The 24,975-nt window shown below is 42.0% G+C and carries 27 protein-coding genes and 3 riboswitches; of the genes, 9 read left to right on the forward strand and 18 right to left on the reverse strand.

The genetic code is table 11. From position 1 onward, the window contains the following. Positions 1 to 149: 149 nt before the first annotated feature. The 4 genes from ACZ07B_RS09230 to ACZ07B_RS09245 all read right to left on the reverse strand — a co-directional run bounded on the left by ACZ07B_RS09230 (position 150) and on the right by ACZ07B_RS09245 (position 4,018). Entirely contained in the window at positions 150 to 1,085 is a 936-nt protein-coding gene (locus tag ACZ07B_RS09230; RefSeq protein ID WP_326213999.1) for a glycosyl hydrolase family 18 protein, read from the reverse strand. 96 nt (positions 1,086 to 1,181) lie between these two features. Continuing rightward, positions 1,182 to 1,409, reverse strand: a complete 228-nt coding sequence (locus tag ACZ07B_RS09235) for a LysM peptidoglycan-binding domain-containing protein (protein WP_003245197.1) — start codon at positions 1,407 to 1,409, stop codon at positions 1,182 to 1,184. 15 nt (positions 1,410 to 1,424) lie between these two features. Beyond that, on the reverse strand, positions 1,425 to 2,624 hold the full coding sequence (gene ykvP, locus ACZ07B_RS09240) for a spore protein YkvP (RefSeq protein WP_464877117.1): 1,200 nt from the start codon (positions 2,622 to 2,624) through the stop codon (positions 1,425 to 1,427). Positions 2,625 to 3,271: 647 nt separating this feature from the next. Continuing rightward, positions 3,272 to 4,018, reverse strand: coding sequence for an SDR family NAD(P)-dependent oxidoreductase (locus ACZ07B_RS09245; protein WP_464877118.1), 747 nt, complete (start codon positions 4,016 to 4,018; stop codon positions 3,272 to 3,274). Positions 4,019 to 4,186: 168 nt separating this feature from the next. Between ACZ07B_RS09245 and ACZ07B_RS09250 the strand changes: the two genes are divergently transcribed. Next, positions 4,187 to 4,555: a winged helix-turn-helix transcriptional regulator gene (locus tag ACZ07B_RS09250; protein WP_007410449.1), complete on the forward strand. Its 369-nt coding sequence runs from the start codon at positions 4,187 to 4,189 to the stop codon at positions 4,553 to 4,555. Positions 4,556 to 5,126: 571 nt separating this feature from the next. Here ACZ07B_RS09250 and queF read toward each other — a convergent pair. From queF to ACZ07B_RS09275, 5 genes are all read right to left on the reverse strand, one after another. Next, positions 5,127 to 5,624: a preQ(1) synthase gene (queF, locus tag ACZ07B_RS09255; protein WP_017417658.1), complete on the reverse strand. Its 498-nt coding sequence runs from the start codon at positions 5,622 to 5,624 to the stop codon at positions 5,127 to 5,129. Between the two features lie 17 nt (positions 5,625 to 5,641). Next, positions 5,642 to 6,373, reverse strand: a complete 732-nt coding sequence (queE, locus tag ACZ07B_RS09260) for a 7-carboxy-7-deazaguanine synthase QueE (protein WP_124059801.1) — start codon at positions 6,371 to 6,373, stop codon at positions 5,642 to 5,644. Then, positions 6,366 to 6,815, reverse strand: coding sequence for a 6-carboxytetrahydropterin synthase QueD (gene queD, locus ACZ07B_RS09265; RefSeq protein ID WP_003232462.1), 450 nt, complete (start codon positions 6,813 to 6,815; stop codon positions 6,366 to 6,368). The genes queE and queD overlap by 8 nt, the downstream gene beginning before the upstream one ends. Then, positions 6,808 to 7,467 carry a 7-cyano-7-deazaguanine synthase QueC gene (queC, locus tag ACZ07B_RS09270; RefSeq protein ID WP_032725593.1) on the reverse strand — a complete coding sequence of 220 codons (660 nt, stop codon included), beginning with the start codon at positions 7,465 to 7,467 and terminating at the stop codon, positions 6,808 to 6,810. The genes queD and queC overlap by 8 nt, the downstream gene beginning before the upstream one ends. Before the next feature lie 129 nt (positions 7,468 to 7,596). Continuing rightward, positions 7,597 to 7,641: riboswitch (PreQ1 riboswitch) on the reverse strand. Between the two features lie 138 nt (positions 7,642 to 7,779). Then, positions 7,780 to 8,823 (reverse strand): YkvI family membrane protein, encoded by a 1,044-nt coding sequence (locus ACZ07B_RS09275; RefSeq protein WP_464877119.1) that lies wholly within the window; start codon positions 8,821 to 8,823, stop codon positions 7,780 to 7,782. Between the two features lie 362 nt (positions 8,824 to 9,185). Here ACZ07B_RS09275 and clpE point away from each other — a divergent pair, with 362 nt between their 5' ends. The 3 genes from clpE (at position 9,186) to motB (ending at position 13,239) form a co-directional block, all read left to right on the forward strand. Continuing rightward, positions 9,186 to 11,285: an ATP-dependent protease ATP-binding subunit ClpE gene (clpE, locus tag ACZ07B_RS09280; RefSeq protein ID WP_464877120.1), complete on the forward strand. Its 2,100-nt coding sequence runs from the start codon at positions 9,186 to 9,188 to the stop codon at positions 11,283 to 11,285. A 384-nt stretch (positions 11,286 to 11,669) separates the two neighbouring features. Beyond that, on the forward strand, positions 11,670 to 12,482 hold the full coding sequence (gene motA / locus ACZ07B_RS09285; RefSeq protein WP_003238984.1) for a flagellar motor stator protein MotA: 813 nt from the start codon (positions 11,670 to 11,672) through the stop codon (positions 12,480 to 12,482). Further along, positions 12,454 to 13,239, forward strand: coding sequence for a flagellar motor protein MotB (gene motB, locus ACZ07B_RS09290; RefSeq protein ID WP_003232473.1), 786 nt, complete (start codon positions 12,454 to 12,456; stop codon positions 13,237 to 13,239). Before motA ends, motB begins: the two co-directional genes overlap by 29 nt. A gap of 39 nt (positions 13,240 to 13,278) precedes the next feature. Here the strand turns inward: motB and mhqR are convergent, their stop codons facing one another. Beyond that, a complete protein-coding gene (gene mhqR, locus ACZ07B_RS09295; RefSeq protein WP_003232475.1) occupies positions 13,279 to 13,716 on the reverse strand; it encodes a MarR family transcriptional regulator MhqR in 438 nt (145 codons plus the stop codon). A 192-nt stretch (positions 13,717 to 13,908) separates the two neighbouring features. On the opposite strand from mhqR, the gene kinD reads away from it, so the two are divergent. Further along, the gene (gene kinD, locus ACZ07B_RS09300) at positions 13,909 to 15,429 is read left to right on the forward strand and encodes a sporulation kinase KinD (RefSeq protein ID WP_072557174.1); all 1,521 of its coding nucleotides are present in this window, start codon (positions 13,909 to 13,911) and stop codon (positions 15,427 to 15,429) included. A gap of 27 nt (positions 15,430 to 15,456) precedes the next feature. On the opposite strand, the gene ACZ07B_RS09305 is transcribed toward kinD, so the two are convergent. Together ACZ07B_RS09305 and spo0E are read right to left on the reverse strand one after the other, a co-directional pair. After that, positions 15,457 to 15,888, reverse strand: coding sequence for a hypothetical protein (locus ACZ07B_RS09305; RefSeq protein WP_029317716.1), 432 nt, complete (start codon positions 15,886 to 15,888; stop codon positions 15,457 to 15,459). Positions 15,889 to 15,973: 85 nt separating this feature from the next. After that, on the reverse strand, positions 15,974 to 16,231 hold the full coding sequence (spo0E, locus tag ACZ07B_RS09310) for an aspartyl-phosphate phosphatase Spo0E (RefSeq protein WP_464877121.1): 258 nt from the start codon (positions 16,229 to 16,231) through the stop codon (positions 15,974 to 15,976). Positions 16,232 to 16,433: 202 nt separating this feature from the next. On the opposite strand from spo0E, the gene ACZ07B_RS09315 reads away from it, so the two are divergent. Continuing rightward, positions 16,434 to 16,754 (forward strand): YkvA family protein, encoded by a 321-nt coding sequence (locus ACZ07B_RS09315; RefSeq protein ID WP_003232481.1) that lies wholly within the window; start codon positions 16,434 to 16,436, stop codon positions 16,752 to 16,754. Positions 16,755 to 16,794: 40 nt separating this feature from the next. On the opposite strand, the gene mtnD is transcribed toward ACZ07B_RS09315, so the two are convergent. The 5 genes from mtnD to mtnE form a co-directional block, all read right to left on the reverse strand. Continuing rightward, positions 16,795 to 17,331 (reverse strand): acireductone dioxygenase, encoded by a 537-nt coding sequence (gene mtnD, locus ACZ07B_RS09320; protein ID WP_464877122.1) that lies wholly within the window; start codon positions 17,329 to 17,331, stop codon positions 16,795 to 16,797. Positions 17,332 to 17,345: 14 nt separating this feature from the next. Beyond that, the gene (locus ACZ07B_RS09325) at positions 17,346 to 17,975 is read right to left on the reverse strand and encodes a methylthioribulose 1-phosphate dehydratase (protein ID WP_464877123.1); all 630 of its coding nucleotides are present in this window, start codon (positions 17,973 to 17,975) and stop codon (positions 17,346 to 17,348) included. Continuing rightward, positions 17,933 to 18,640, reverse strand: coding sequence for a 2-hydroxy-3-keto-5-methylthiopentenyl-1-phosphate phosphatase (gene mtnX, locus ACZ07B_RS09330; RefSeq protein ID WP_003232486.1), 708 nt, complete (start codon positions 18,638 to 18,640; stop codon positions 17,933 to 17,935). Before mtnX ends, ACZ07B_RS09325 begins: the two co-directional genes overlap by 43 nt. Then, positions 18,637 to 19,854 (reverse strand): 2,3-diketo-5-methylthiopentyl-1-phosphate enolase, encoded by a 1,218-nt coding sequence (gene mtnW / locus ACZ07B_RS09335; RefSeq protein ID WP_464877124.1) that lies wholly within the window; start codon positions 19,852 to 19,854, stop codon positions 18,637 to 18,639. Before mtnW ends, mtnX begins: the two co-directional genes overlap by 4 nt. 84 nt (positions 19,855 to 19,938) lie before the next feature. Continuing rightward, a riboswitch (SAM riboswitch) is annotated at positions 19,939 to 20,039 on the reverse strand. Positions 20,040 to 20,077: 38 nt separating this feature from the next. Continuing rightward, positions 20,078 to 21,274, reverse strand: coding sequence for a methionine-glutamine aminotransferase (gene mtnE, locus ACZ07B_RS09340; protein WP_464877125.1), 1,197 nt, complete (start codon positions 21,272 to 21,274; stop codon positions 20,078 to 20,080). A gap of 94 nt (positions 21,275 to 21,368) precedes the next feature. Here mtnE and ACZ07B_RS09345 point away from each other — a divergent pair, with 94 nt between their 5' ends. The 3 genes from ACZ07B_RS09345 (at position 21,369) to mtnA (ending at position 24,743) form a co-directional block, all read left to right on the forward strand. Then, positions 21,369 to 22,148 carry a carbon-nitrogen family hydrolase gene (locus ACZ07B_RS09345; RefSeq protein ID WP_003232495.1) on the forward strand — a complete coding sequence of 260 codons (780 nt, stop codon included), beginning with the start codon at positions 21,369 to 21,371 and terminating at the stop codon, positions 22,146 to 22,148. 83 nt (positions 22,149 to 22,231) lie between these two features. After that, positions 22,232 to 22,388, forward strand: a riboswitch (SAM riboswitch). Between the two features lie 92 nt (positions 22,389 to 22,480). Further along, entirely contained in the window at positions 22,481 to 23,674 is a 1,194-nt protein-coding gene (gene mtnK, locus ACZ07B_RS09350; protein WP_021479416.1) for an S-methyl-5-thioribose kinase, read from the forward strand. Between the two features lie 7 nt (positions 23,675 to 23,681). Continuing rightward, the gene (gene mtnA / locus ACZ07B_RS09355) at positions 23,682 to 24,743 is read left to right on the forward strand and encodes an S-methyl-5-thioribose-1-phosphate isomerase (protein WP_464877126.1); all 1,062 of its coding nucleotides are present in this window, start codon (positions 23,682 to 23,684) and stop codon (positions 24,741 to 24,743) included. Positions 24,744 to 24,776: 33 nt separating this feature from the next. Here the strand turns inward: mtnA and ACZ07B_RS09360 are convergent, their stop codons facing one another. Then, on the reverse strand, positions 24,777 to 24,902 hold the full coding sequence (locus tag ACZ07B_RS09360) for a hypothetical protein (protein WP_003232500.1): 126 nt from the start codon (positions 24,900 to 24,902) through the stop codon (positions 24,777 to 24,779). Between the last annotated feature and the right edge of the window lie 73 nt (positions 24,903 to 24,975).

Here is a 24,975-nt window from a genome sequence, read left to right on the forward strand (position 1 = left end):
CAATGTAATGCCTCGTATAGAACATTTCGGGAGAAGGGCCTATGGAATGCCCTCACTGTTTTACCCGCACTCGTAATAAACTCCTTTCAGTATGTCCATTTAGAGATTCAATGCAATTTTCTTCGAATTTTGTTCTGAACTATAAATCATTATATATTTTTAAACACTGTATTCCAGACTGATGCATCTTCTTGTCCAAGACTCCAGCTGCCAAGACCTTTCAGATTATATTTTTGAGCGAGTTTTATTTTTGCTCTGAGTGACTGTTCATTTTCAAACCATAATGTATATGTTCCCGAAGGCAACAGCCCCTTGTTATCGTGATTGACAGTAAAAATAGCTTTTGGAGATTGACTCTTTGTGTCAAAAATAATTGTCCCGTTATGCCTTTTTACTAATGAGTCAACAAGGTAAAGGGGAATGGCTTGAGAGGCAGATTGGCCTTTCATCCAGCAGCGGCCATAGAATGGCAATCCTAAAACTAGTTTTTTAGGAGAGATTTTTTGGGTCAGGGCATATTGAATGGACTTTTCCACCCATCCTACACTTGCAGTAGGTCCAGCAAGGTGGCTTTCATCGTAGGCCATAATCATAAGGTAATCTGCATATTTAGCTAAATACTCGTAATCATATGATCCGTGCCAGCCCTTCGTCCAGCCAAAAGGATTTGCCGCCACTGCAACTGATACTTCTTTATGTCTAGGAATACTTTTTCTTACCAATCTAACAAAATCTGTAAATAAATTCCGATCTTTTTCTGTAAGGTTTTCTATATCGATATTAACTCCGTCCAAATCCAGTTCTTCTATTGCATGAGAAATTTGTTTAGCTAAAAGAACTCGGTTCATTAATGCAAAACGTCCCAAATCCTGATCCCAATGATTGCTTAGAAAAGGAACTACTTTTAAATTTCTTCTATGAAGAGCTTTAATCACATCGGGATTAGCTGAACGGAGAAGTAATGATCCATCTTTTCTGATATAGAAAAAATCAGGAGACACAACATTTAATACTCCGTTCGTTTGATCAACGTGTTGAATAAAATCCCATCCTAATCCAGAATAGAAATAGCTCATTTGAAACATCTCATAACCCCTTCATCCCCAAAAATATCAAGTTCCCCACAAATAAAAAAATGAGGATTGTCATTTCAATTTGATTCGTTTCCGAAACCTCAAAGATTATCTTTCTCTTATCTTTATAATTTGTCCAGGATAAATTCTATCTGAAGAAAGCTTATTAAGATTCATAAGTTGTTGTACCGGAATTTCAAAGGATTTGGCAATCGTCCATAATGTATCACCGGATTCCACATGATATACTTCGTATGTCACGGGAAATTCCATATAACGAGGCGTTCTTTTTACTTTATTCGCTTGATTTCTTATTTTTGGTATTTTCCCCTTCATTCATATTACTCTCCTTTAGAAAAATTTGTTATTCATATTTCTAAACAGTTTCTCTCTAATCTTAATGATTTGTCCAGCATATATTTGATCTGATTTGAAATGATTAAGCTCCATGAGTTGCTGCAGGGAAACGTTATACTTCCTGGCAATTATTGATAATGTTTCACCGGGAGTAACATGATGGATCAGGTATTTTTCTTTGAGAACATCTACATAATGAATAGTTTCCCCTAAGTTTCTTATAATTCCTCTGCTTTTTAGCACCTCAAGCATTCTCTCGGCTCTATGCCGATAGGAATCATTCTTTACAGCCTTTTTACCGTTTATCTGAATCTTTTTTCTCTCGCTATCATGATTCAAATAGTATTTAACCTTTTCCAAAGTTTCTTTTGGGGAGGAAGAAACGATGAGATCGCGGCCAGGTTTGAATTTACCTCGAACTGCTGGTGTATCCGATGTCAATAAAAACCCCCCGGAACCAAGAATCTCATAGGTGCGTTGCGTAAGTTGGCTTTCACAGTTTTGCAAACCGATAATGATTTTTGCTGAACTGTAAACTTTATATGCTTCAGTATAATCAAGGTATCCATGGATCCAATTGCGGGGAATTTCTCTTCCTATATATTTACTCATTTTTTCCCAATTTCTCCCCCAAAAATCAATGCGAATACCCTTCCGTATAAGTGGACGAATAAGCGTTTTCAAAGAGGACGAACGGAACACTTCCGGATGTTCTTCAAGAAAATTAGGGTAAGCATTAGCCACCACTGCTATATCACAACTGTATTTCGCTAATGGTTTAATCTGGTGATGTATACTTTCGTGAAATGCAAAGTCTAAGTGAGCTGCTTTAATCCCCATGCTTTCATAAGTTTTACACAGAGAAGGCGTAACCGTGAAAACAAAATCCGGTTTCATCTTTTTAATTAACGGGATAGTAAAGTTTTGAGTGTGCAGCGGGTCTTCAGTTGCCCAATAAACGAGAGGGATATTCACCTTTTTAGTAGCGTTGCGAATCCAGGCCTGCTTTTCCCTTGAATGCTCTGGTGTCCATCCCATAGATACTATTAGATCTGGTTTAAATTCGTCTATCATTTCAGTTATATTTTCCCGACTTACAGGACCGGAAATCATTACGGTATGTCCTGCTTCCCTAAACCCATTCGGTAAACCATAGAGCCACATGGGATGACTCTCAAGGAAAAGAATTTTCACACATTTCCATCCTCTCTTTCACTTTTTAATGTCTACTTTATTGGTATGTATATGTAATATAACTTGTCGCGGTACTAGTCTATAAAAAACGTTCAGGTGTGAGATCACGAGATAGCTTGTGTGGGATGCCCCACAAAAAAAGAAAGCAACCTACAACATATTTTCCTATGTGGTTATTCAGGACATAAGGATTCCTTTAAATATTTTTAAAAGTATTAGAATACAAGGACAGGGATATTATTTTTTATTAAAAGTCAAGAAAATGTTTAATATTATTAATAATTAAGCAACCAAATAAAACGCCACATATTTTATAAACAAAAAGAGAGGATAGATGAACAGGGTGAAAATGCCTGTATTCAACTATCCTTTTTTTGTACAACAAATGACCTCATTTACTACAACAACGGTGTTGTTTGTTCTTCAACTAACGCCCCCGTTAAGTACATTTATTCACAGTGTAATCTTTTTTACAGGTCATTTAGTGGTAGCCCCAGGAGAATGCGAATTTACAACGTTAATCAAATTCAAACATAAAAAAGTCGAATTCCCTGTCCTTTAAGGAAAACGACTTTTTTATACGACTTCTTCAAGTAAATCCCCATTAACCTTTTTTGAGGACTATTTGTAATCTCTGCGCAGTGGAATTATACCTGTGCTAGCCCGCCATCTACGAACAATTCAACACCCGTCAAGTAACTGCTTTCGTCTGAAGCAAGGAAAGATACAGCGTTTGCTACTTCTTCAGGTGTCCCAACTTTTCCAGCTGGAACAGTATTTCTGGTATTTTCCATTGCTCCTTCAAGTTCATCACCAAAAAGCTCATCGTATGCAGGTGTAAGAATAGCTCCTGGACTCACCACATTTACACGGATTTCAGTACCTTTTAGGTCAAGAATCCAGTTGCGAACTAGTGCTCTTAATGCTGCTTTAGATGCTCCATATACACTAAACGCTGGGTTGCCAATTGATCCAGCAGTAGAGCCCGTTACAATAATAGAACCTACTTTGTCCGGGAATAGTGATAACGCTTTTTGAACAGTAAAGATGGTTCCTTTAACGTTAATGTCGAACATTCTATCAACCTGCTCTTCAGTAATTTCACCTAATGGAAGGAAGTTGCCGGTGCCTGCATTAGCAAAAAGAATGTCCAACTTACCTTTTTCCTGCTTTATCATGTCATATAGTTTATCTAAGTCTTCAAGCTTAGAAATATCACCTTGAACACCGGTTACGTTCTTGCCAATTTGGTTAACAGCTTTATCAAGTTCGTTTTGTCTACGTCCCGTGATATAAACATATGCACCTTCGTTTACAAATTTTTGTGCTGTAGCAAGACCAATCCCACTTGTTCCACCCGTTACAAGCGCTATTTTACCTTCAAATTTACCCATACTTAACACTCCTTTAGAATTGATTTTATTTTATGTCTAGTACCTTTAAGTACTTGAAGAACAACTTACAAGATATAGTATCCTTCAGTAAGCACATTATCGGAAGTACCCACTTTTTTGTGATATAGTAACTAAAAAGTAATAAATGCGGAATGGAGAGCTTTAGACATGAAAAAATTTAGCTGTGGGTTTGAAGTGACAAAGGAAGTTATTGGCGGAAAATGGAAAGGCCTTGTATTATACTTTTTAATGAATGGACCAAAGAGAACGAGTGAATTAAAGCGCATGATCCCAAATATAACTCAGAAAATGCTGATTCAAACACTTAGAGAGCTTGAAGCCAGTGGACTTGTGAGCAGAAAGATGTATAATCAAGTACCGCCGAAGGTTGAATATTCATCCACTGAACTTGGAGAATCTCTTAAACCTATCTTGCAGGAGCTCTGTCAATGGGGAAGCCATTATGCGGAGCAAAAGTATGCAGAAGGTGAATATGAAATTGTACAACCAGAACAACTAAAGTTAGGATTGATGTAGTTGCTGAAGTAAATGCTAAACAACTTCAATACCATCACCTAACAGATGAAGAACAGTCAGAAATAAATGAGATATTCAATTTTGAAAGTGAAGTTCTAATAAGAAGTGTCACGGACTATATTCAGGAAAACTTTGATGAAATTCAAAAAAGAGCTGTTTCAAATGTTAAAGAGAAGGTTCAGAAACTTAGCCAAAAAATAAATGAAGATATTGATAATAATATTTAATGCCTATGATCTCTAGATAGGCATTTTTTCTTTCGGATAAAAAAGAAAAGACGTACAAATTGTACGCCTTAATCTGCTTCTGTACTATCAATTTTTCACTGCATAAAAGTCACAGTTCAGGTTGCACCTCAGGTCACACTTTTTAATACAATTCCCATGAGTAGAGCCATTTTCAGGTGTGACTTTTCCCACTTTTAGTGTGACCGGGTCACACTTTTATTGAGCTTAGTGCGGGTCACACTTCGCTGTGACTCGGTCACAATTCCGCTGAAAATCAGCACTGAATGTTCGGATTTTACTGTGACTCCACTTCGTTTCACACTCCGTATCACACAACGGAATAATTACCGATTATCAATCGTCTCCGGGTACATATCATGATTCATCATCCGATGTTCGGCCATTTTTTCATATTTTGTTCCCGGTCTGCCGTAGTTTGTATACGGGTCAATCGAGATTCCGCCTCTAGGCGTGAATTTGCCCCATACTTCAATGTAGCGGGGGTCCATTAATTCGATCAAATCATTCATGATGATGTTCATGCAGTCCTCGTGGAAGTCACCATGGTTTCTGAAGCTGAATAGATACAGCTTTAATGATTTGCTTTCAACCATTTTTTCATCAGGAATGTAGCTGATGTAGATTGTCGCAAAGTCAGGCTGCCCTGTTTTAGGACATAAAGATGTGAATTCCGGACAATTGAATTTTACAAAGTAGTCACGGTTTACATGTTTATTAGGGAAGGATTCCAGCACGTCCGGTGCATATTCGAACAAATAATTTGTACCTTGGTTGCCTAGTAATGTTACACCTTCTAATTCTGATTCTTTTCTTGTCGTCATGTTCATCTTCCTTTCTATTATACTCCGCGTTTGTTGCCCCATAACAGGGTGTGCAGCTGCGGGAGCACTCTGACGAGATTCAGCTCCGCATCGCCAGCTACCTTATCAACAAGCGCTTCATATTTCCCAAGCAAATGTGCAATCAGTGACTGATCATCTGTCGTATGCACGTCATCATTTCCGACTTGTAAATAAAACGGGATTCCCGGATACCGCTTGTGCACAGTTTTGGCAAATTCCAGATCTTCATCATTAAAGATGACAACCTTCAAGCTGACAGCATGCTGTCTATCATTCTCTTGAAGTGAAGTTAAAATGTGGTCAAGCTTTTGAAAGTTCGTTACCATTTTTGAGCTTGGCGGTTTTGGAGAAATTGTCAGGTCATCAATCAGCGTAAACCAATCCTGATAAACGGTCCCTTGAGTTTCAAGCGCTGCACGGATGTTATTTTCCTTCAGCAGTTCAATAAAAGCATCCAGCTGTTTTAACAGAGCCGGGTTACCGCCTGAGATCGTCACATGAGAAAACGCGTCTCCTCCAATGTCCTTAAGCTCCGCAAAAATCTCCTCCGCCGTCATCCAGCGAATATCTTTTTTAGCAGACCCGTCCCAAGTGAAGGCGGAGTCACACCAACTGCAGGAATAATCGCAGCCGGCTGTCCGGACGAACATCGTTTTCTGTCCAATCACCATGCCTTCTCCTTGAATCGTCGGGCCGAAAATTTCTAATACAGGAATTCCTTTAGCCATTCAAACCACCCTTTTTCGGACGGTAGACACAGTAGCTTGTCGGTGTTTCACGGACAAACACCTGTACACAGGTTGGCTTATTCTCCAAAGTGTCTAAATAAGCCTGTACGTTGTCATAAATCGTTTTCGCCACGACTTCAGTTGTCGGCAGCGAATACCGGTCGTCCTGAGAAAAATCTTCATGATCATTTAATAGCGTGTGATCGTAGTTTCCGTGCACCAGTTTTTTGAGTACGCTGAAATTGACAAGAAAGCCTGAATCGTCAAGTTCGTCGCCGGCGACGGTTATATTTACGGTATACGTATGTCCGTGAACCCTGCTGCACGCTCCCGCACTTTCCCTAGGGATAAAATGAGCGGCTGAGATATGCATGTCCTTATTCAGTTCAAACGAATAAGGATGCTGGGCCTGCGGATAAATTTGAGATAACAATTTATGCACGCTCTCCTTTCATCATCATATATTCTTCATAACCTTTTGAACGAAGGTGACATGCCGGACATTCGCCGCAGCCGTCTGCGATGATGCCGTTATAGCATGTCAGCGTGTTGTTTTTCACAAAATCCAGCGCGCCAAGCTCATCTGCAAGCTTCCACGTTTCCGCCTTATTGAGCCACATGAGAGGCGTGTGGATCACAAACGGCTTCTCCATTGCCAGATTTACCGTGACATTGCAAGATTTCACGAATTCGTCACGGCAGTCAGGATAACCGCTGAAGTCTGTCTCGCAAACTCCTGTAATAATGTGGCGCGCGCCAATTTGGTAAGCCAGGATAGACGCAAAGGATAAGAATACCAAATTGCGGCCTGGAACGAATGTGGATGGCAGTTCGCCGTCTTTTACTTCTATCTCAATATCATTTCTAGTCAGGGCATTCGGTGCAAGCTGATTTAAAAGTGACATATCAAGCAAATGATTTTTCACACCAAGCTTTTCCGCAATGGATTTTGCCACTTCAATTTCCTGCGAATGTCGCTGATTATAATGAAAAGTCACCGTTTCGACTTCTTCGAATTCTTTTAAGGCCCACAGTAAGCATGTTGTGCTGTCTTGACCGCCGCTAAATACGACAATTGCTTTTTCTTTTTTCATGATTCCTCTCCTTCTCCGCAATAAAAACGTCGGCGAGAGACATCGCTACAGCTAATTCACGCAAAAAAACACCTTTTTTCGGAAGGTGCTCTAGAAAAACATAAAAAAGGCCGTATCCAAGGATACAGCTCGTCCTTAGTTTTTTATAGAGGGTGTAGCTAGAACCTCTCCCGCATATCGCACGGATTTTCTTCAATTTTTTCACTTCTGCTATCTTACCATAATGTTGTTTTTCTTGACAATAAAAAAGTCAGTCCCCGGTTCCTAGATCAATTATCGCTCTATAGTGACGGTTCGTTTCATTATATATATTTATAAACTGCGCCGCCGAGGAGCCTTTTTGCAAAGCAAAGCGCCAATGAAGGCCAGGCTCACATAGCCAAACAAGGGATAAATCGTTGAAATAAGCTTGCCGTACCCTATTTGGCTCGTAATATAAGCCGTGATCATAATGGCCGCAAAGATATATTTGCTTTTCAATGGAAGAAAGCTTTGCACTTGTTTTTCTAATCCATATAGATTACCGATAACTGATGTGAATACTTCTCCGAAAATAATGAGTAAATAAATCAAATGGACAGATCGTGCAAAGAGATAAACCACTTGCGCCATCGGTATATCATACAAAAATACATCCGGAAGAGTCGACAAAGACAGAAAACTCGCGGACAGCACAATCGTCAGCATCGTGCCTCCGATTAAAGCGCCTTTTTTTATCACTTTCTCCGATGACATTTCATTCGCCAGCGGAACCAAAACTGCTTGGGCAAGCGATAAATTCAAAGCCCCGTAAGAAACGGCTGATAACAGCCAATCCCAGCGATGCGGCCAGACCCACTGAGCTGCGTTTCGTGATTCGCTGAATATAAAAGAGTCGGCCACCACAATCATTGAAAAGATGATTAAAAGAGGAACAACAAACACATTGACACCGAAAATGCCTTTTACTCCTCTAGTCATTACAATTAAGCTCAGACCGATTGTAATGAGCATCCCAATCTGAGCGGACATCCCCAGCTGTTCCTCAAAAAGCGCCCCTGCCCCTGAAAGCATAACAGATGTAACTCCAAGGAGAACAAACAGCATAAATACATTGATAATCCGCCCAGCCGTCGCCCCGAACAAAAATATGTTCATTTCTTGATATGACTTGGCATTGATTCGCTTTGAAATGATCATCAGCTTGGCCCCCAGTAACGTAAACATTCCACCGCTGACGAGAATGCCGAATAAACCGAACCAGCCGAACTTCAGAAAAAACTCAACAATTTCCCTCCCAGTCGCAAATCCAGCTCCGACTACTGTGCCGACATACACAAAAGCAAGCTGACTTGCAGACCCTTTTGATTGTTCCATTTCTTCCCTCCGAACGAACCGCAGTTTTGTCCATATATGCCTTTTTATAACCTATGAGACAAGTTCCTTGAAAAGACGAAGAAAACATGTTTTACTTTGTAACAAATCAAAAATTTTTTGTGCATAAGACTTGAAAGTCAAAGATAGTCAGAGTATACTATTAATCAAAGGTCAAACAAACCGGCCTTTTTTAAAAATCAATTGGTCAAAGATAGTCAAATATTCAGTCTGCTTTGAGCATATTGGTTTGAATGCCGTTAAGTTTGCCGTATACTAATAGTCAAAGAAGGTCAAATCCAATAGACCTTTTTATTCACTTTCATTGGTCAAAGAAGATCAAATTATTAAGGAGGTTTTGGCAAATGCGTTGTCAACATTGTCATCAAAACGAGGCGACGATTCGCCTTAACATGCAAATAAATTCCGTTCATAAACAGATGGTTCTTTGTGAAACTTGCTATAACGAACTGACCCGTAAACCTTCAATGAGTATGGGTCCTCAACCTTTCGGATTTCCGTTTGAACAGGCATTCCAGCCGAAAGAAAAGAGCGCAGCAAAACAAAGCGGAAAAAAAGGGTTGCTTGATGAGCTGGCTCAAAATATTACAAACGGTGCAAAAGCCGGTCTCATTGACCCCGTCATCGGCCGTGATGATGAAGTGGCGCGAGTGATCGAAATTCTAAACCGCCGCAACAAAAACAATCCGGTTCTTATTGGGGAGCCGGGTGTAGGGAAAACTGCCATCGCTGAAGGGCTCGCTTTAAAAATTGCTGAAGGTGATGTTCCAAACAAACTGAAAAACAAAGAGCTATATTTGCTTGATGTTGCATCTCTTGTTGCAAACACAGGGATCAGAGGCCAATTTGAGGAGAGAATTAAACAGCTGATCACTGAGCTGAAGGAACGAAAAAATGTCATTCTGTTCATTGATGAAATTCACCTTCTCGTCGGCGCAGGCTCTGCAGAAGGATCAATGGACGCCGGCAACATTCTCAAACCGGCCCTAGCCAGAGGCGAACTGCAAATCATTGGCGCGACAACACTGAAAGAATATCGTCAAATCGAAAAAGATGCCGCGCTGGAAAGACGTTTTCAGCCTGTCATGGTGCAGGAGCCTTCAATTGAACAGGCTATCCTCATTCTGCAAGGGATTAAAGACAAATACGAGGCGTACCATGGCGTAACATTCAGTGATGAAGCAATCAAAGCATGTGTCACTTTATCATCCCGCTACATTCAGGACAGACACCTGCCGGATAAAGCAATTGATTTATTAGATGAAGCAGGTTCAAAAGCCAACCTGTTAATTGATGAACTGAATGATGAGGATGCCGCTGAACGCTTAACTGCAATTGAAGCCGAAAAAACAAAAGCCCTTGAAGAAGAAAATTACGAACTGGCGGCAAAACTCCGTGATGAAGAACTTGCATTGGAGAAAAAACTGAACAGCTCCTCCGCTCATACCGCTGTCACTGTGGAAGCTGAGCACATTCAGGAAATTGTTGAACAAAAAACAGGCATCCCTGTCGGCAAACTGCAGGCAGACGAACAAACGAAAATGAAAGAGCTCGAAGCAAAACTTCATGAACGCGTGATTGGACAAGAAGCCGCTGTTCAAAAAGTGGCAAAAGCGGTAAGACGAAGCCGCGCCGGATTAAAATCCAAAAACAGACCAGTCGGCTCCTTCCTCTTCGTCGGTCCTACCGGCGTAGGGAAAACAGAGCTTTCTAAAACACTGGCAGATGAATTATTCGGCACAAAAGACGCTATTATCCGACTCGATATGAGCGAATACATGGAGAAACACGCCGTATCTAAAATCATCGGTTCACCGCCTGGATATGTCGGCCATGAGGAAGCTGGACAATTAACTGAGAAAGTGCGCCGCAATCCTTACAGCATTGTGTTGCTGGATGAGATTGAAAAAGCACACCCAGACGTTCAGCATATGTTCCTGCAAATTATGGAGGATGGCCGTCTGACAGACAGCCAAGGCAGAACCGTAAGCTTCAAAGACACTGTGATCATCATGACAAGTAATGCGGGTGCTGGTGAGAAACAAACGAAAGTCGGTTTCCAATCAGATGACAGTGTCATCGAAGAACAAACATTGATTGATTCACTGAGCATGTTCTTTAAACCTGAGTTCCTCAACCGTTTTGACAGCATTATTGAGTTCCGCTCATTGGAAAAAGAACATCTTGTCAAAATCGTCAGCCTTCTTCTTGGAGAACTTGAAGAAACATTGGCTGAACGGGGCATTAGCTTGAATGTGACAGCTGAAGCGAAAGAAAAAATCGCTGAGCTGGGCTACCACCCTTCATTCGGTGCACGTCCGCTTAGAAGAACCATCCAAGAATGGGTTGAGGATGAAATGACCGATCTGCTGCTTGATAATGGCGAGATCACAAGTTTTCACGTGATTTTAGAAGATGATAAAATCAAAGTGCGAGCGAAATAACAATCAGCGGTTTCCTTTTAGGAAGCCGCTTTTTTTTATGCTTTCATACTCTTGACTTAGAAATTACCATCCCTTCCCCTGAAGCGCTACTTCCCTTCATCCTTTACACTTTTTTCAAGGAGGGATGGAACATGTTTATATACAGTGAATATGTATTTCTACTATTATATGAATACCATCTGAAGGACAGCTTGCAAGAAAGCTGCCATTTTCAGTAGACCCCAGGGCTTTTCAATTTTGGAGAGCCCGTTTTTGTTTATTTCTCCCTTCTATGCCTCTTCCTTGAATATTTCATGAACAAATTCACAATGTCCCTAAAGTTCCGGGCACCAAAACCGATATTAACCATAGACAAGCTAGTAAAAAAGGATTTGGTGAAAAACTATGGATAAAACTTCGTTAATCGGTATTATTCTTGCTTTTGTGGCATTGAGCGTCGGGATGGTTCTGAAAGGCGTCAGTTTCAGCGCCCTTGCAAACCCCGCTGCCATTTTAATTATTATCGCCGGGACAATCTCAGCAGTCGTTATTGCGTTCCCAACAAAAGAAATTAAAAAAGTGCCTGCGCTGTTTCGAGTGTTATTTAAGGAAAATAAACAGCTCACAATAGAGGAACTCATTCCTATGTTCTCTGAATGGGCTCAGCTTGCACGCCGCGAAGGTCTGCTTGCTTTAGAAGCAAGCATTGAGGATGTAGATGATGCTTTCTTGAAAAACGGGCTCAGCATGGCTGTTGACGGGCAAAGCGCGGAATTTATCAGAGATATTATGACAGAGGAAGTCGAAGCAATGGAGGACAGACACCAAGCCGGAGCCGCTATTTTTACACAAGCGGGAACGTACGCTCCGACACTTGGAGTACTCGGCGCTGTAATCGGGCTGATTGCCGCTCTCTCTCATATGGACAATACAGATGAGCTTGGACACGCCATCAGTGCCGCCTTTGTTGCCACACTTCTCGGTATCTTTACAGGGTATGTGTTATGGCATCCTTTCGCAAATAAATTAAAACGAAAATCAAAACAAGAAGTAAAACTGCGTGAGGTCATGATTGAAGGTGTTTTATCCGTTTTAGAAGGACAAGCACCGAAAGTCATCGAACAAAAGCTTTTAATGTATCTTCCTGCGAAGGACCGCTTGAAATTTGCAGAACAAGGAGAGGCGCAAAATGGCGAGAAAAAAGAAGAAGAAGCATGAGGACGAGCACGTTGATGAATCATGGCTCGTTCCTTACGCCGACATCCTTACTCTTCTCCTGGCATTGTTTATTGTGCTGTACGCGAGCAGCTCGATTGACGCAGCTAAGTTTCAAATGCTCTCAAAATCATTTAATGAAGTTTTTACAGGCGGCACCGGTGTACTGGACTACTCCAGTGTCACTCCTCCTGAAAACGAGTCAGACGGCATCGATGAAGTGAAAAAGGAAAAAGAAGAGAAAGAGAAAAACAAGAAAGAAAAAGAAAAAGCAGCTGATCAAGAAGAACTTGAAAATGTGAAGAGCCAGGTGGAAAAGTTCATCAAAGATAAAAAGCTGGAACATCAGCTGGAGACGAAGATGACTAGTGAAGGCCTTCTGATTACGATTAAAGACAGCATCTTCTTTGATTCTGGAAAAGCGACCATCCGTAAGGAAGATGTGCCGCTCGCAAAAGAGATTTCAAATCTTCTTGTGATTAACCCGCCAAGGAATATCATTATCAGCGGACATACTGATAATATGCCAATTAAAAATTCTGAATTCCAATCAAACTGGCATTTAAGCGTCATGAGAGCGGTAAACTTTATGGGGCTCCTGATTGAAAACCCCAAGCTCGATGCAAAAGTGTTCAGTGCCAAGGGTTATGGCGAGTATAAACCGGTGGCTTCCAACAAAACTGCGGAAGGCCGAAGCAAAAACCGGCGGGTTGAAGTTCTCATTTTGCCGAGAGGCGCAGCGGAAACAAATGAAAAATAGCAAAAAAGGAAGCCTTGTGACATATCAGGCTTCCTTTTTTTACTTATTATGAAACTGTTTTGCGTTTAATCCTACTCTTTTTAACATTTCTGTGCACATCTCTACCTCTTCTTCGCTTAATACGCTGATCATTTCATCAATTTCAGCAGCGTGATCAGGGAAAATATCGTTCAAAAGACCGATGCCTTTTTCAGTAATTTGCGCAAATGTCACTCGTCTGTCTGTAGGAGACGCTTTCCGAATGAGAAGTTCTTTTTGCTCCAGCTTATCTACAACGTATGTGATGCTCCCGCTAGCCAAGAGAATTTTATCTCCTATCTGCTGTAGCGGCTGATCGCCTTTATGGTACAAAAGCTCTAGCACAGCAAATTCAGTCGGATTCAGCCCATGCTTATGAATATGCTTATTCATATGATCGTTAATAGACCGATACGCGCGCGACAGCACGATAAATAACTTCAGTGATTTTTCTGTCATGTCTCAATCATCCTTTTAGAAACCGTTACAGAGAAACATTAATAAACAAAGACCAAAATGTCAATAAAAATCTTTCCAATATTTCTCTTCTTTTTTAAAATGTAAGCTTGCCAACACCTCTTTCTAATTTTTTTGGTTATTTTTTCTTATTAAAGAAGAAGAAACAATGATATAATACCTCTAATCAGGTGTATGTTGGAGCGATGCAAATTGAAAATACTAAAAGGCGCCTGCGGGAGAGTCAAACTTTATATCATACTGGTCGTGATTCCGGCAATCGTCATCAGCTTTTTCGTATATGAAAAAGAAAAAGATACAATAGCTGCAGAACATAAACAAGAAGCAAGTGTCCTGCTAAACCTTCACCGCAACAAAATCAATTATTTAATCGGAGAAACAATGGCGAGAATGACCTCCTTGTCCATCGCCATCGACAGACCGGTTGATATAAAGAAAATGCAATCAATTTTGGAAAAGACCTTTGATTCAGAGCCGAGATTTTCCGGTCTCTATTTTCTCAATGCCAAAGGAGACGTCACCGCAAGCACAACCGAATTAAAAACGAAAGTAAACCTGGCCGACAGATCTTTTTTTACAAAAGCAAAGGAAACTAAAAAGACAGTCATTTCAGATAGTTATTCGAGCAGAATTACTGGTCAGCCAATTTTCACAATTTGTGTGCCTGTTTTGGACTCAAAACGTAATGTGACAGATTATCTTGTCGCAGCTATTCAAATTGATTATTTGAAAAATCTCATTAACTTACTAAGCCCTGATGTTTATATTGAAGTTGTGAACCAAGACGGGAAAATGATTTTTGCGAGCGGACAAGCCTCTCATGCAGAGGATCAGAAACCTGTCAGCGGATATCTGGATGATATCAGCTGGAATATGAAAGTCTATCCGAACCCGGTCACAATAGAAGAACTGACGAAAAGCCTAGTGCTTCCGCTTTCATGTATTATTGTTCTGCTGAATATCCTTTTTATTCTCGTGCTGTATTATTTGCTGAAGCGGCAGACCCAGCTGGAGCGCTCAGAAAATGAGGCGCAAAAATTAGAGCTGATCGGGACGCTTGCTGCCAGCACAGCCCATGAAATCCGTAACCCCCTCACCGGCATAAGCGGCTTTATTCAGCTGTTGCAAAAGAAATATAAAGGTGAGGAAGATCAGCTTTACTTCTCCATTATCGAACAGGAGATAAAGCGCATCAATCAAATAGTGAGTGAGTTTCTCGTTCTCGGCAAGCCGACAGCTGAAAAATGGGAGCTGAACTCACTTCAGGACATTATCGGAGAGATTATGCCGATCATTTATTCTGAGGGCAATCTATACAATGTTGAAGTCGAATTACAGTATTTAACCGAGCAGCCCTTACTCGTAAAATGTACAAAAGATCATATTAAACAAGTGATTTTAAATGTAGCAAAAAATGGCCTCGAGTCAATGCCTGAAGGAGGCAAACTAACGATTTCCCTGGGAGCTTTAGATAAAAAAGCCATAATCAAAGTTGTGGATAACGGTGAAGGGATTTCTCAGGAAATGCTGGATCACATCTTCCTTCCCTTTGTTACTTCTAAAGAAAAAGGAACCGGTCTCGGCCTTGTTGTTTGTAAACGGATCGTGCTGATGTACGGAGGCTCTATTCATATTGAAAGTGAAGTGCGAAGAGGCACAGAGGTGACAATCACCCTCCCCGTATCCGCATCATAGCCCCCCTGACCATGTCAGGAGGGTTTTTTATCTTCGTGATCGGGCATTGCCATTCGATTTGCTTGCTGGTCTTCCAGAAAAAAGGATTTTGATGAAACGCAACAGCATTTTCAAAAGCAAAAAAAACATAAAAAATACTAAAAAACCCTTTATACCTTCCGTGGCATCTAAAAACTCCATATTCCCTCTCCCCGTGACCTTTTGCTGAATCTCAATCGCAAATACGATGACAATGATGACTGTAACGGTGTAGATAAAGGACAAGGCTGTCATACTCCATTTAGAAAGCCATGTAAACACAGCGTGAGTGACGCCGAAAAAGAATATGCCAAAAATGCCGATCACCCAAAAATGCATTTCTTTGTCAGTTAAATGAATGCCAAATATTTCGCATAAGGAAATAAAAGCATCATGAAATTGATTGACCATTTCGGTAATGAGAATCGCCAGTTCTTTCATTAGTTCCCTCTTTCATATGAATTTTTCCCAGAAAAAAAGAGCGCTTCCGAAAAGCTCTCTCTTTATATATGCATCTGATAGGCCGCTATTTATTTGCATCATATGCTGGCATAACATCTCTGCGGGGCCACAAGCCTAATTTCTTTACAAGGCCTTGAATCCCTTGGGAATGTTCGTTTTCGTGCATAAGCTGGTGATATTCATTTATTAAACAATCCAGCTCCTGACTGTGCCTGATCGTGTCATGCCCTGTAAATCCCTGCTTTCTAGCGACATCTATCATTAACTTTCTTTTTTCATCAATAGACACCAACAATCTTTCTTGTTCAGAAGAACCGCCCATTCACTTCACCCCTCGCCGCTAAGAAATAGGAAACAAGTTTGATTGGGTTATTGTGCATTATTACAGATTATACTTTATTTGTAAACATATTTTCATTAAATAAGTTAATTTTTCAGGTATAATAGATATATTGATAGGATTAGAAGAACAATACCCAGGTGAAGAATATCTTAAACACGCCGCCAGGCAGGAGGTATGCCCAATGAAGAAAAAGAAAGCAATTATGCTCGGAGCGGCAGGCGGAAAAGCAATTTTGAAAAGGAAAAACCGAAAAAAATGTATTCAGCACATCACTACTTTTTTTCAGATGCTTCGCGATTGGCGAAATGGCGACTACCCTCGTTCACAGGTTAAAACACTTTTGCTGTTAACTGCCGCAATCCTGTATATCGTCATGCCGCTCGATATCATTCCAGACGTAATCCTCGGTCTTGGATTCATTGACGATGCAGCTGTTTTAGGTTTGATTTGGACACTGATTAAAAAAGAACTGTCACAGTATGAAAAGTGGCGTTTGCAATAAATATAAAAAGCCCCGTTCGATGAACGGGGCTATCTCATGCTTATTGATTCACGCTGTCTTTTTCATAAATCGGAACCCAGCCTTCAGTTGTGACAAAAATTCTCACCGCGACAACTTTGCGGTCCTCCTGAAGCGTGAAGTAATGGCGGATATTCTCAGGCACAGAGATTAAATCTCCAGGGTTTAAACGGACATCAAAAAACGTGTCGTCCTTGCCTTGAATGACAAAAATACCGTGTCCGCTTACAATAAAACGAACCTCATCGTCTGTATGGTGATGCTCTCTTTTAAAGTTTTCAAGCAGTTCATCAAGTTTCGGATTGCTGTCTGACAATGAAATAACATCCTGGGCTTTATAGCCGCGGCGGGTTGAGATATCTTTAATTTCAGTTTCGAAGGTATCTAGAATTTGCTGTTTTTCTTCTTCTGTCAGGTCATATTTCTCTGAGAGATGTTCCGGAAGCTTCGTGATATCCCATTGCTCATAAATAACCTCTTGACTGTCCAGAAAGCTTGCTACTTCCTCTTGATTTTCAATCGTTGTATTTGCCTCATCATGAATTCGAATTGTAGCCATTTCAATTCCTCCTTTTATTTAACCAGCTGATGCTGGAGTGTTTTCAATTTCAAATGGTAGCTAAACAAAAATTCATACGCTTCAAGCACTCTTTTTGCCTCAAATGCTGTTCTCCCCCAAGCCGTAATACCATGATTTCGGATCAGAACAGCTCCTGAATCTTCTGAAATCTCTTCCGCAAACAGTACCGCAAGCGTCGGGATATGTGCCGGATTTTCTATAATCGGAATGGTCACTTCTGCGTTCTCTTCCCACAAGCCGAGTGCTTTTATAATTTCCTGGCCTTTGAATGTGATTTTCTTTTGGTCTCCGTATAACTCTGAAATCACATTATTGTTTACCGTATGGACATGCAGGCAGCATCCGGCATTGGTTTTATTGTACAAATGTGTATGCAAAAGCGTTTCTGCTGACGGTTTCAGAGAATGCCCGCTTTCAGCAGGCTCTCCGTTTTGATCAACCAGCAGAAAATCTTCAACCGTCTCTTTACGTTTATCTTTTCCGCTTGCAGTGACGAGAAATGTTAAAGGCTCATCTGTAACCTTAATTGACAGATTACCGCTAGTCGCCGGAAACCAATCTCTCTCTGCCAATTCCCGTTTTACTTCAGCGAGCTCTCGCCAGCGTTCTTGTTTTGCAGCCATTCCTGTACCTCCTTTACATTCTCAATTTCCTTTCTGATCTCATAAAAATCTTGATACGGAAGATGATTGAGGTTTTGCTCCCGACATTCGTTTAATAAATAATCCCTTGCAAAGCATAGGTCAGACAGCTTTGCTGCCTCCACATCTGTAACCGAATCACCGATCATGATGATATATTGGTTCGGTTCAGAAAGTTCATGGATGACCGACGGCTTACAGCACCCGCATTGATTGCTGCATGTGCCCTTGCAGGAATGAGGCCAGTCAATATGGATATAGTCATTGTCAAATGAAGCATGGTTGCAATAAATGCGGTCTTTCTCCACAATGCCTTCAAGCAAAGGATATACAAAAAAGTCCATTCCACCGCTTATGACATAAAACGGAATCTCGTGCTCATTGATAAATGCTACAAATTCCCGAAAGCCTTCCCTGATTTTTGCATCTTCCAATACAAAACTTGTAATCTCTTCTTTTAAACGGCTGGGCAGAAGGCCGAACATCCGCCCGACACCTTCCTTGATCGACAGCGTTTTGGAAAGTACGCCGTCTTTTAATGCCACCCACTCTGGGGGAGCAAATGTTTTCATGATATTTATAATGTTGTCGTTCATCGTGATTGTTCCGTCAAAATCACAAATAATAAAAGGTTTTCGAGTCGTCATACGGCTTCAACCTTTCCCCATTTATCTAGCGCAAGCTTAAGATCCTTGCATTGTTCGGCTTTTTCATCAATCGGCTGGGCCTCTAGGACCGCATCAATAATGGCTCTGAACGCTCGCCCCCCGCCTTGGGCACCGTTCGGATGTCCATGTACGCCTCCTCCGGCGTTAATAATGTGGTCTATGCCGAAATCACGCATTAATAGCGGAACCATGCCGGGATGAATGCCTGCTGACGGAACAGCAAATGTTTGGTTAAAAGCATCCTCTCTCACACATTCTTCATGAATCGCCAGTGCATCTGCTCTTGGAAGCGCAACCGAACCATATGGAGACGGAAAGAGGCTGAAGTCAGCACCGCAATATCGGTTTAATTTTCCGAGTAAAAGAGCGTGAGAAAAACCGTAAAACGGAGAAGACGTAAACGCTCCGCTCACTGCTGGATGCGCCATAATCGGAACTGGGATTTCAGGATCTTCCGCAAGGCCTTGCATAACGTCCAAGCCGTAAGCGAAGACATTAAACAAAAGCGCATCCGCTCCCAACTCGGCGGCGCGTCTCGCTTTGTCTTTCAGATCAGCCGTACGTCCGGTCAAATTCACCGCATACAGCGTTTTATGTCCAGTTTGTTCATACGTTTCTTTCAATATTTGCTTTCCTTCTGCAATTCTTGTTTCAAAAGGCGCTAGACCAGTCTCAAAGAAAATTTCATCGTCTTTAATCAAGTCAACTCCGCCAAGCGCCTGCTGCCGGAGCTGTTCTTTAATATCACTCAGGTCCCTTCCGATTACGCCTTTAAATATGCTCATTAACAGCGGTCTCTCAAACTCTCCCAGCAGCTTCCGGATGCCGTATACGCCAAACTTCGGTCCCGGCAGTGCACGCTTAAATGCTTCAGAGAAGTGAAGATCGATTAATTTGATTTTTCCGTCTAGGGACAGCTTGCCAAACACTGTTGTCAGCAAAGTCGGAATATCCTGAGAGAAATTGATTTCAGGATAGGCAATTGTGATGACCGCTTGTTTTTCTGATGCAGCAGTTCCCTCTCTCTCCTCAACTTTTATCACCCGCCCCTTGTGCTTTTGCATTTGCTCCTGTTTTACAAGGGGCAGATCAGTCCAGGAGCCTACTGTCAATCCTGTTGCGATTTGTTCTGCTTTCTTCTCTGTATCGGCTCCCGGTTCGGTCAGGAGATATGTCGCTAATAACTCACTCATGCCAGAGCTCCTTTCATTTTCATCCATATCAAAAAACCTCTTCAAACTGCAATCGCGTCTAAAGAGGTTTCGTTTCTCGTCCGAATCTTATCTCTCAGCCGCCAGCTGCAAGAATTAGCACCGTGCTTTATAAGTCGGTTGCCGGGCTTCATCGGGCTCGTCCCTCTGCCTGCTCTTGATAAGAAAATATAGATTTTATAAATTATTTTGAATTATCCCATCGTTATAAGGTCTTGTCAATGCTTTTTTGGGTAAACAGGTTCAGTTTGCCAATTCGATAAGCGGCTTCCTTAAGTCTTTCTTCACTTGTTAAAAGTCCGACTCTGACGTAGCCCTCGCCATATTCACCGAAGCCGTTTCCAGCCGCAACCGCTACATTCGCTTTTTCCAGCAAAAGATCTGAGAACTGCTCAGAAGTATAGCCTTCAGGCACAGGCAGCCATGCAAAAAAAGAACCTGCGGGAGCTGTTACATCCCAGCCGATTTCCCGGCATGCCGTGATCCAAGCGTTTCTCCTGCTCTCATATCTGGCATTTTGCTCTGCCACACACGTCTGATCGGCTAACAGTGCCTCTGCTGCAGCCTCCTGAGTTGCTCCGAAAAGACTGACAAACATATGGTCTTGATAAAGATTGATCGCTTCAATGACCGAAGCGTTTCCGACGGCAAAGCCAACCCGCCATCCTGCCATATTATACGTTTTTGACAGCGTGTAAATTTCAATTCCGATATCCTTCGCACCTTCAGTCTGCAAAAAGCTGAAAGGCTTGCAGCCGTCAAATCCTACAGCGCCGTAAGCAAAATCGTGAACGACGCAGATTCCGTTTTCAGCCGCAAAACGCACGGTATCTTCAAAGAACTCGGAAGTAGCAACAGCTCCAGTCGGATTATTCGGATAATTCAAATACATCAATTTCGCCTGTTCCCTTACTTCAGCGGTTATGCTGCTGTAATCAGGGAGAAACGCCCTGTCCTTTACGAGCGGCATCATTTCCATCTTTGCTTTTGCAAGTGTGACACCCGACCAGTAATCAGGATAACCCGGATCGGGAACTAAAATCGTATCACCAGGATTCAACAAGCATTGCGGGAGCTCGACTAGACCCGCTTTTCCGCCGAATAATACAGCGACTTCGGTTTCCGGATCCAGATCAATGCCGTATTCTCTTTTGTAAAATGCAGCAGCCGCTGACTTCAGACGGTATGAGCCGCGAAAAGACGAATATTTATGATTCTCAGGATCAGCAACAGCTCGTTTCATCTCCTCAACAATATGTTCAGGAGTCGGCTGATCTGGATTTCCCTGTCCCAGATTGATAACGTCATGTCCTTCTGCGAGCTTTCGGTTCACTTTCTGCACCAGAGAAGCGAAGAATTGTTTAGGCAATTCCTTCAATACATGAGACTGTTCAAATTTCATCTATTCTCACCTTCTAAAAAAATCTTGAAATGATAGTCCATCATCATATATGGTTAAATGAAAAAAGTAAAGAAAAATTTGGGGTGTTAAAAAGATGAAATGGACGATATCTTGTCTTCAATTTGATATTTCATACGGAAAACCTTCGGAAAATATAAAAAAAGCTGAATTTTTCATCGAAAAAGAAAGCAAACATGCTGATGTTCTTGTTCTGCCTGAATTATGGACGACCGGATATGATCTGGCCAATCTTGATGAACTCGCTGATGAAGACGGCCGCTCCGCTCAGAGCTGGCTGAAGAAAACGGCAAAAAAACATGGTGTTCATATTGTCGCCGGATCGGTCGCTGTCAGAAAGAATTCTGATGTTTATAATACAATGTACATCGCGGATAAGGAAGGGCAAATCATTAAAGAGTACAGAAAAGCCCATCTTTTTCAGCTGATGGATGAGCATCTGTATTTATCAGCCGGTTCCGAAGACGGATACTTTGAGCTTGACGGCGTCAAAAGCTCAGGATTGATCTGTTACGATATCCGTTTTCCGGAATGGATCAGAAAACATACGACAAAAGGCGCCAACGTGCTGTTTATTTCTGCGGAATGGCCTCTTCCCCGCCTTGATCATTGGAAAAGCCTGCTTATTGCGCGGGCCATTGAAAACCAATGCTTTGTCGCAGCCTGCAATTGTACCGGTTCAAATCCGGATAATGAATTTGCAGGACATAGCCTGATTATTGATCCATGGGGGCGTGTACTTGCTGAAGGCGGCCGGGAAGAAGGCATAGTCCGAGCGGAAATCGACCTTCAAGAAAGCGCAGAAGTTCGGGAGAGCATTCCTGTTTTCGATGATATCAGAAAAGATTTATATTAAAAAATATATTGACAACTAACTAAATTACCTGTTAGCATGTTCATCAACTGATAAATTAGAATTGTCAAACAAGTGAATATATTCTCTTATCGAGAGTTGGGCGAGGGATTTGGCCTTTTGACCCCAACAGCAACCGACCGTAATTCCATTGTGAAATGGGGCGCATCTTTTTCGCGCCGAGACGCTGGTCTCTTAAGGCACGGTGCTAATTCCATTCAGATCTGATCTGAGAGATAAGAGAGGCGGACATAGATGTTAAGCCTCCTTCTCTCTGAGAAGGAGGCTTTTTTACGGCCACATATTAAGTGATTACATAATTGGAGGTTATGATGATGGGAGTCACAAAAACACCTTTATACGAAACGTTAAATGAAAGCTCCGCTGTGGCGTTGGCGGTGAAGCTTGGCCTATTTCCAAGCAAAAGCACGCTGACATGCCAGGAGATCGGAGACGGCAACTTAAATTACGTTTTTCATATTTATGATCAAGAACATGACAGAGCATTGATCATTAAACAGGCGGTTCCGTATGCAAAAGTGGTGGGAGAAAGCTGGCCGCTGACAATCGACCGTGCAAGAATCGAAAGCAGCGCTCTCATCCGTCAGGGCGAGCATGTGCCTCACCTGGTTCCAAGAGTGTTTTATTCTGATACGGAAATGGCGGTTACCGTCATGGAGGATCTCTCTCACCTCAAGATCGCAAGAAAAGGACTCATTGAGGGTGAAAACTATCCTCATCTGTCGCAGCACATCGGTGAATTTTTAGGAAAAACACTTTTCTACTCATCAGATTACGCGCTTGAACCTAAGGTGAAAAAACAGCTTGTTAAACAGTTTACAAATCCAGAGCTATGCGACATTACGGAAAGACTTGTTTTTACAGATCCTTTCTTCGACCATGACACAAATGATTTTGAAGAAGAGCTTCGTCCTTTTGTCGAAAAGCTTTGGAATAATGACAGCGTTAAAATCGAAGCCGCTAAGCTGAAAAAGTCATTTTTAACGTCTGCAGAAACGTTGATTCATGGTGATTTGCATACAGGAAGCATTTTCGCAAGTGAGCACGAAACAAAGGTGATTGATCCTGAGTTTGCTTTTTACGGACCGATCGGCTTTGATGTAGGGCAATTTATCGCCAACTTATTTTTGAACGCACTCAGCCGTGACGGGGCTGACAGAGAGCCGTTATATGAACATGTCAACCAGGTCTGGGAAACGTTTGAAGAGACGTTTAGTGAAGCCTGGCGGAAGGACAGTCTGGATGTTTACGCCAACATCGACGGTTACCTCACTGATACGCTCAGCCATATTTTTGAAGAAGCAATCGGATTTGCGGGCTGTGAGCTGATACGACGCACGATCGGCCTTGCCCATGTAGCTGACCTGGATACGATCGTGCCGTTTGATAAACGAATCGGCAGAAAACGCTTGGCGCTCGAAACCGGCACAGCCTTTATCGAAAAACGTTCGGAATTCAAAACGATAACAGATGTTATTGAATTATTTAAGTTACTTGTAAAGGAATGATCTATTCATGACCCATTCATTTGCTGTTCCACGTTCTGTTGAATGGAAAGAAACAGCTATTACCATTTTAAATCAGCAAAAGCTTCCTGATGAGACGGAATATTTAGAGCTGACGACGAAAGAGGATGTATTTGATGCGATTGTCACGCTAAAAGTAAGGGGCGCTCCGGCGATCGGCATTACGGCTGCCTTCGGACTAGCGCTTGCTGCCAAAAACATTGAAACAGATAATGTCACGGAATTCCGCCGCAGACTGGAAGACATCAAACAATATTTAAACAGCTCACGGCCTACCGCCATTAATTTGTCATGGGCGCTTGAGAGACTGAGTCATTCGGTCGAAAACGCGATTTCCGTAAATGAAGCAAAAACAAACCTTGTCCATGAAGCAATTCAGATTCAGGTCGAGGATGAGGAAACGTGCCGGTTGATCGGCCAAAACGCCCTGCAGCTTTTCAAAAAAGGCGACAGGATCATGACAATCTGCAATGCCGGCTCAATCGCGACAAGCCGCTATGGAACGGCGCTAGCTCCGTTTTACTTGGCCAAACAAAAAGATTTGGGATTACACATTTATGCCTGTGAAACAAGGCCTGTCCTGCAAGGTTCACGCCTTACTGCTTGGGAGCTGATGCAGGGGGGCATTGATGTCACTCTGATCACAGACAGCATGGCTGCCCATACGATGAAGGAAAAACAAATTTCCGCTGTTATCGTCGGAGCCGACCGAATTGCAAAGAACGGTGATACGGCAAATAAAATCGGCACATACGGTCTTGCTATTTTAGCAAACGCCTTTGATATTCCGTTTTTTGTCGCCGCACCTTTATCTACATTTGATACAAAGGTCAAATGCGGCGCTGATATCCCGATAGAGGAACGCGATCCCGAGGAAGTCAGGCAGATTTCCGGAGTTCGGACCGCTCCATCCAATGTGCCTGTCTTTAATCCCGCTTTCGACATTACACCTCATGATCTCATTTCAGGAATCATCACAGAAAAAGGGATTATGACCGGAAACTATGAAGAAGAGATTGAACAGCTGTTTAGAGGAGAAAGGGTGCATTAAAAAACCGCTGGACTTTGCTCATTTGGAGCCGAGTCAGCGGTTTTTTTGTTTCTTTTTGTTAACATTGATGATTTCATCTTTTTGAGCGCTTGATAAGATATGCAGTTTCACAAACAGTTCGGCAAAAACGGCAAGTTTCTCAGAGCGGCTCGGCTTCAATTGCTTTGTCCTCCTTTTTCATCAGACCAACTTTTTTAACTTAATAAAATGATATGTCGGCCGTGAAAAAAGG

The sequence above is a fragment of the Bacillus sp. 9.4 genome, from assembly GCF_055486415.1.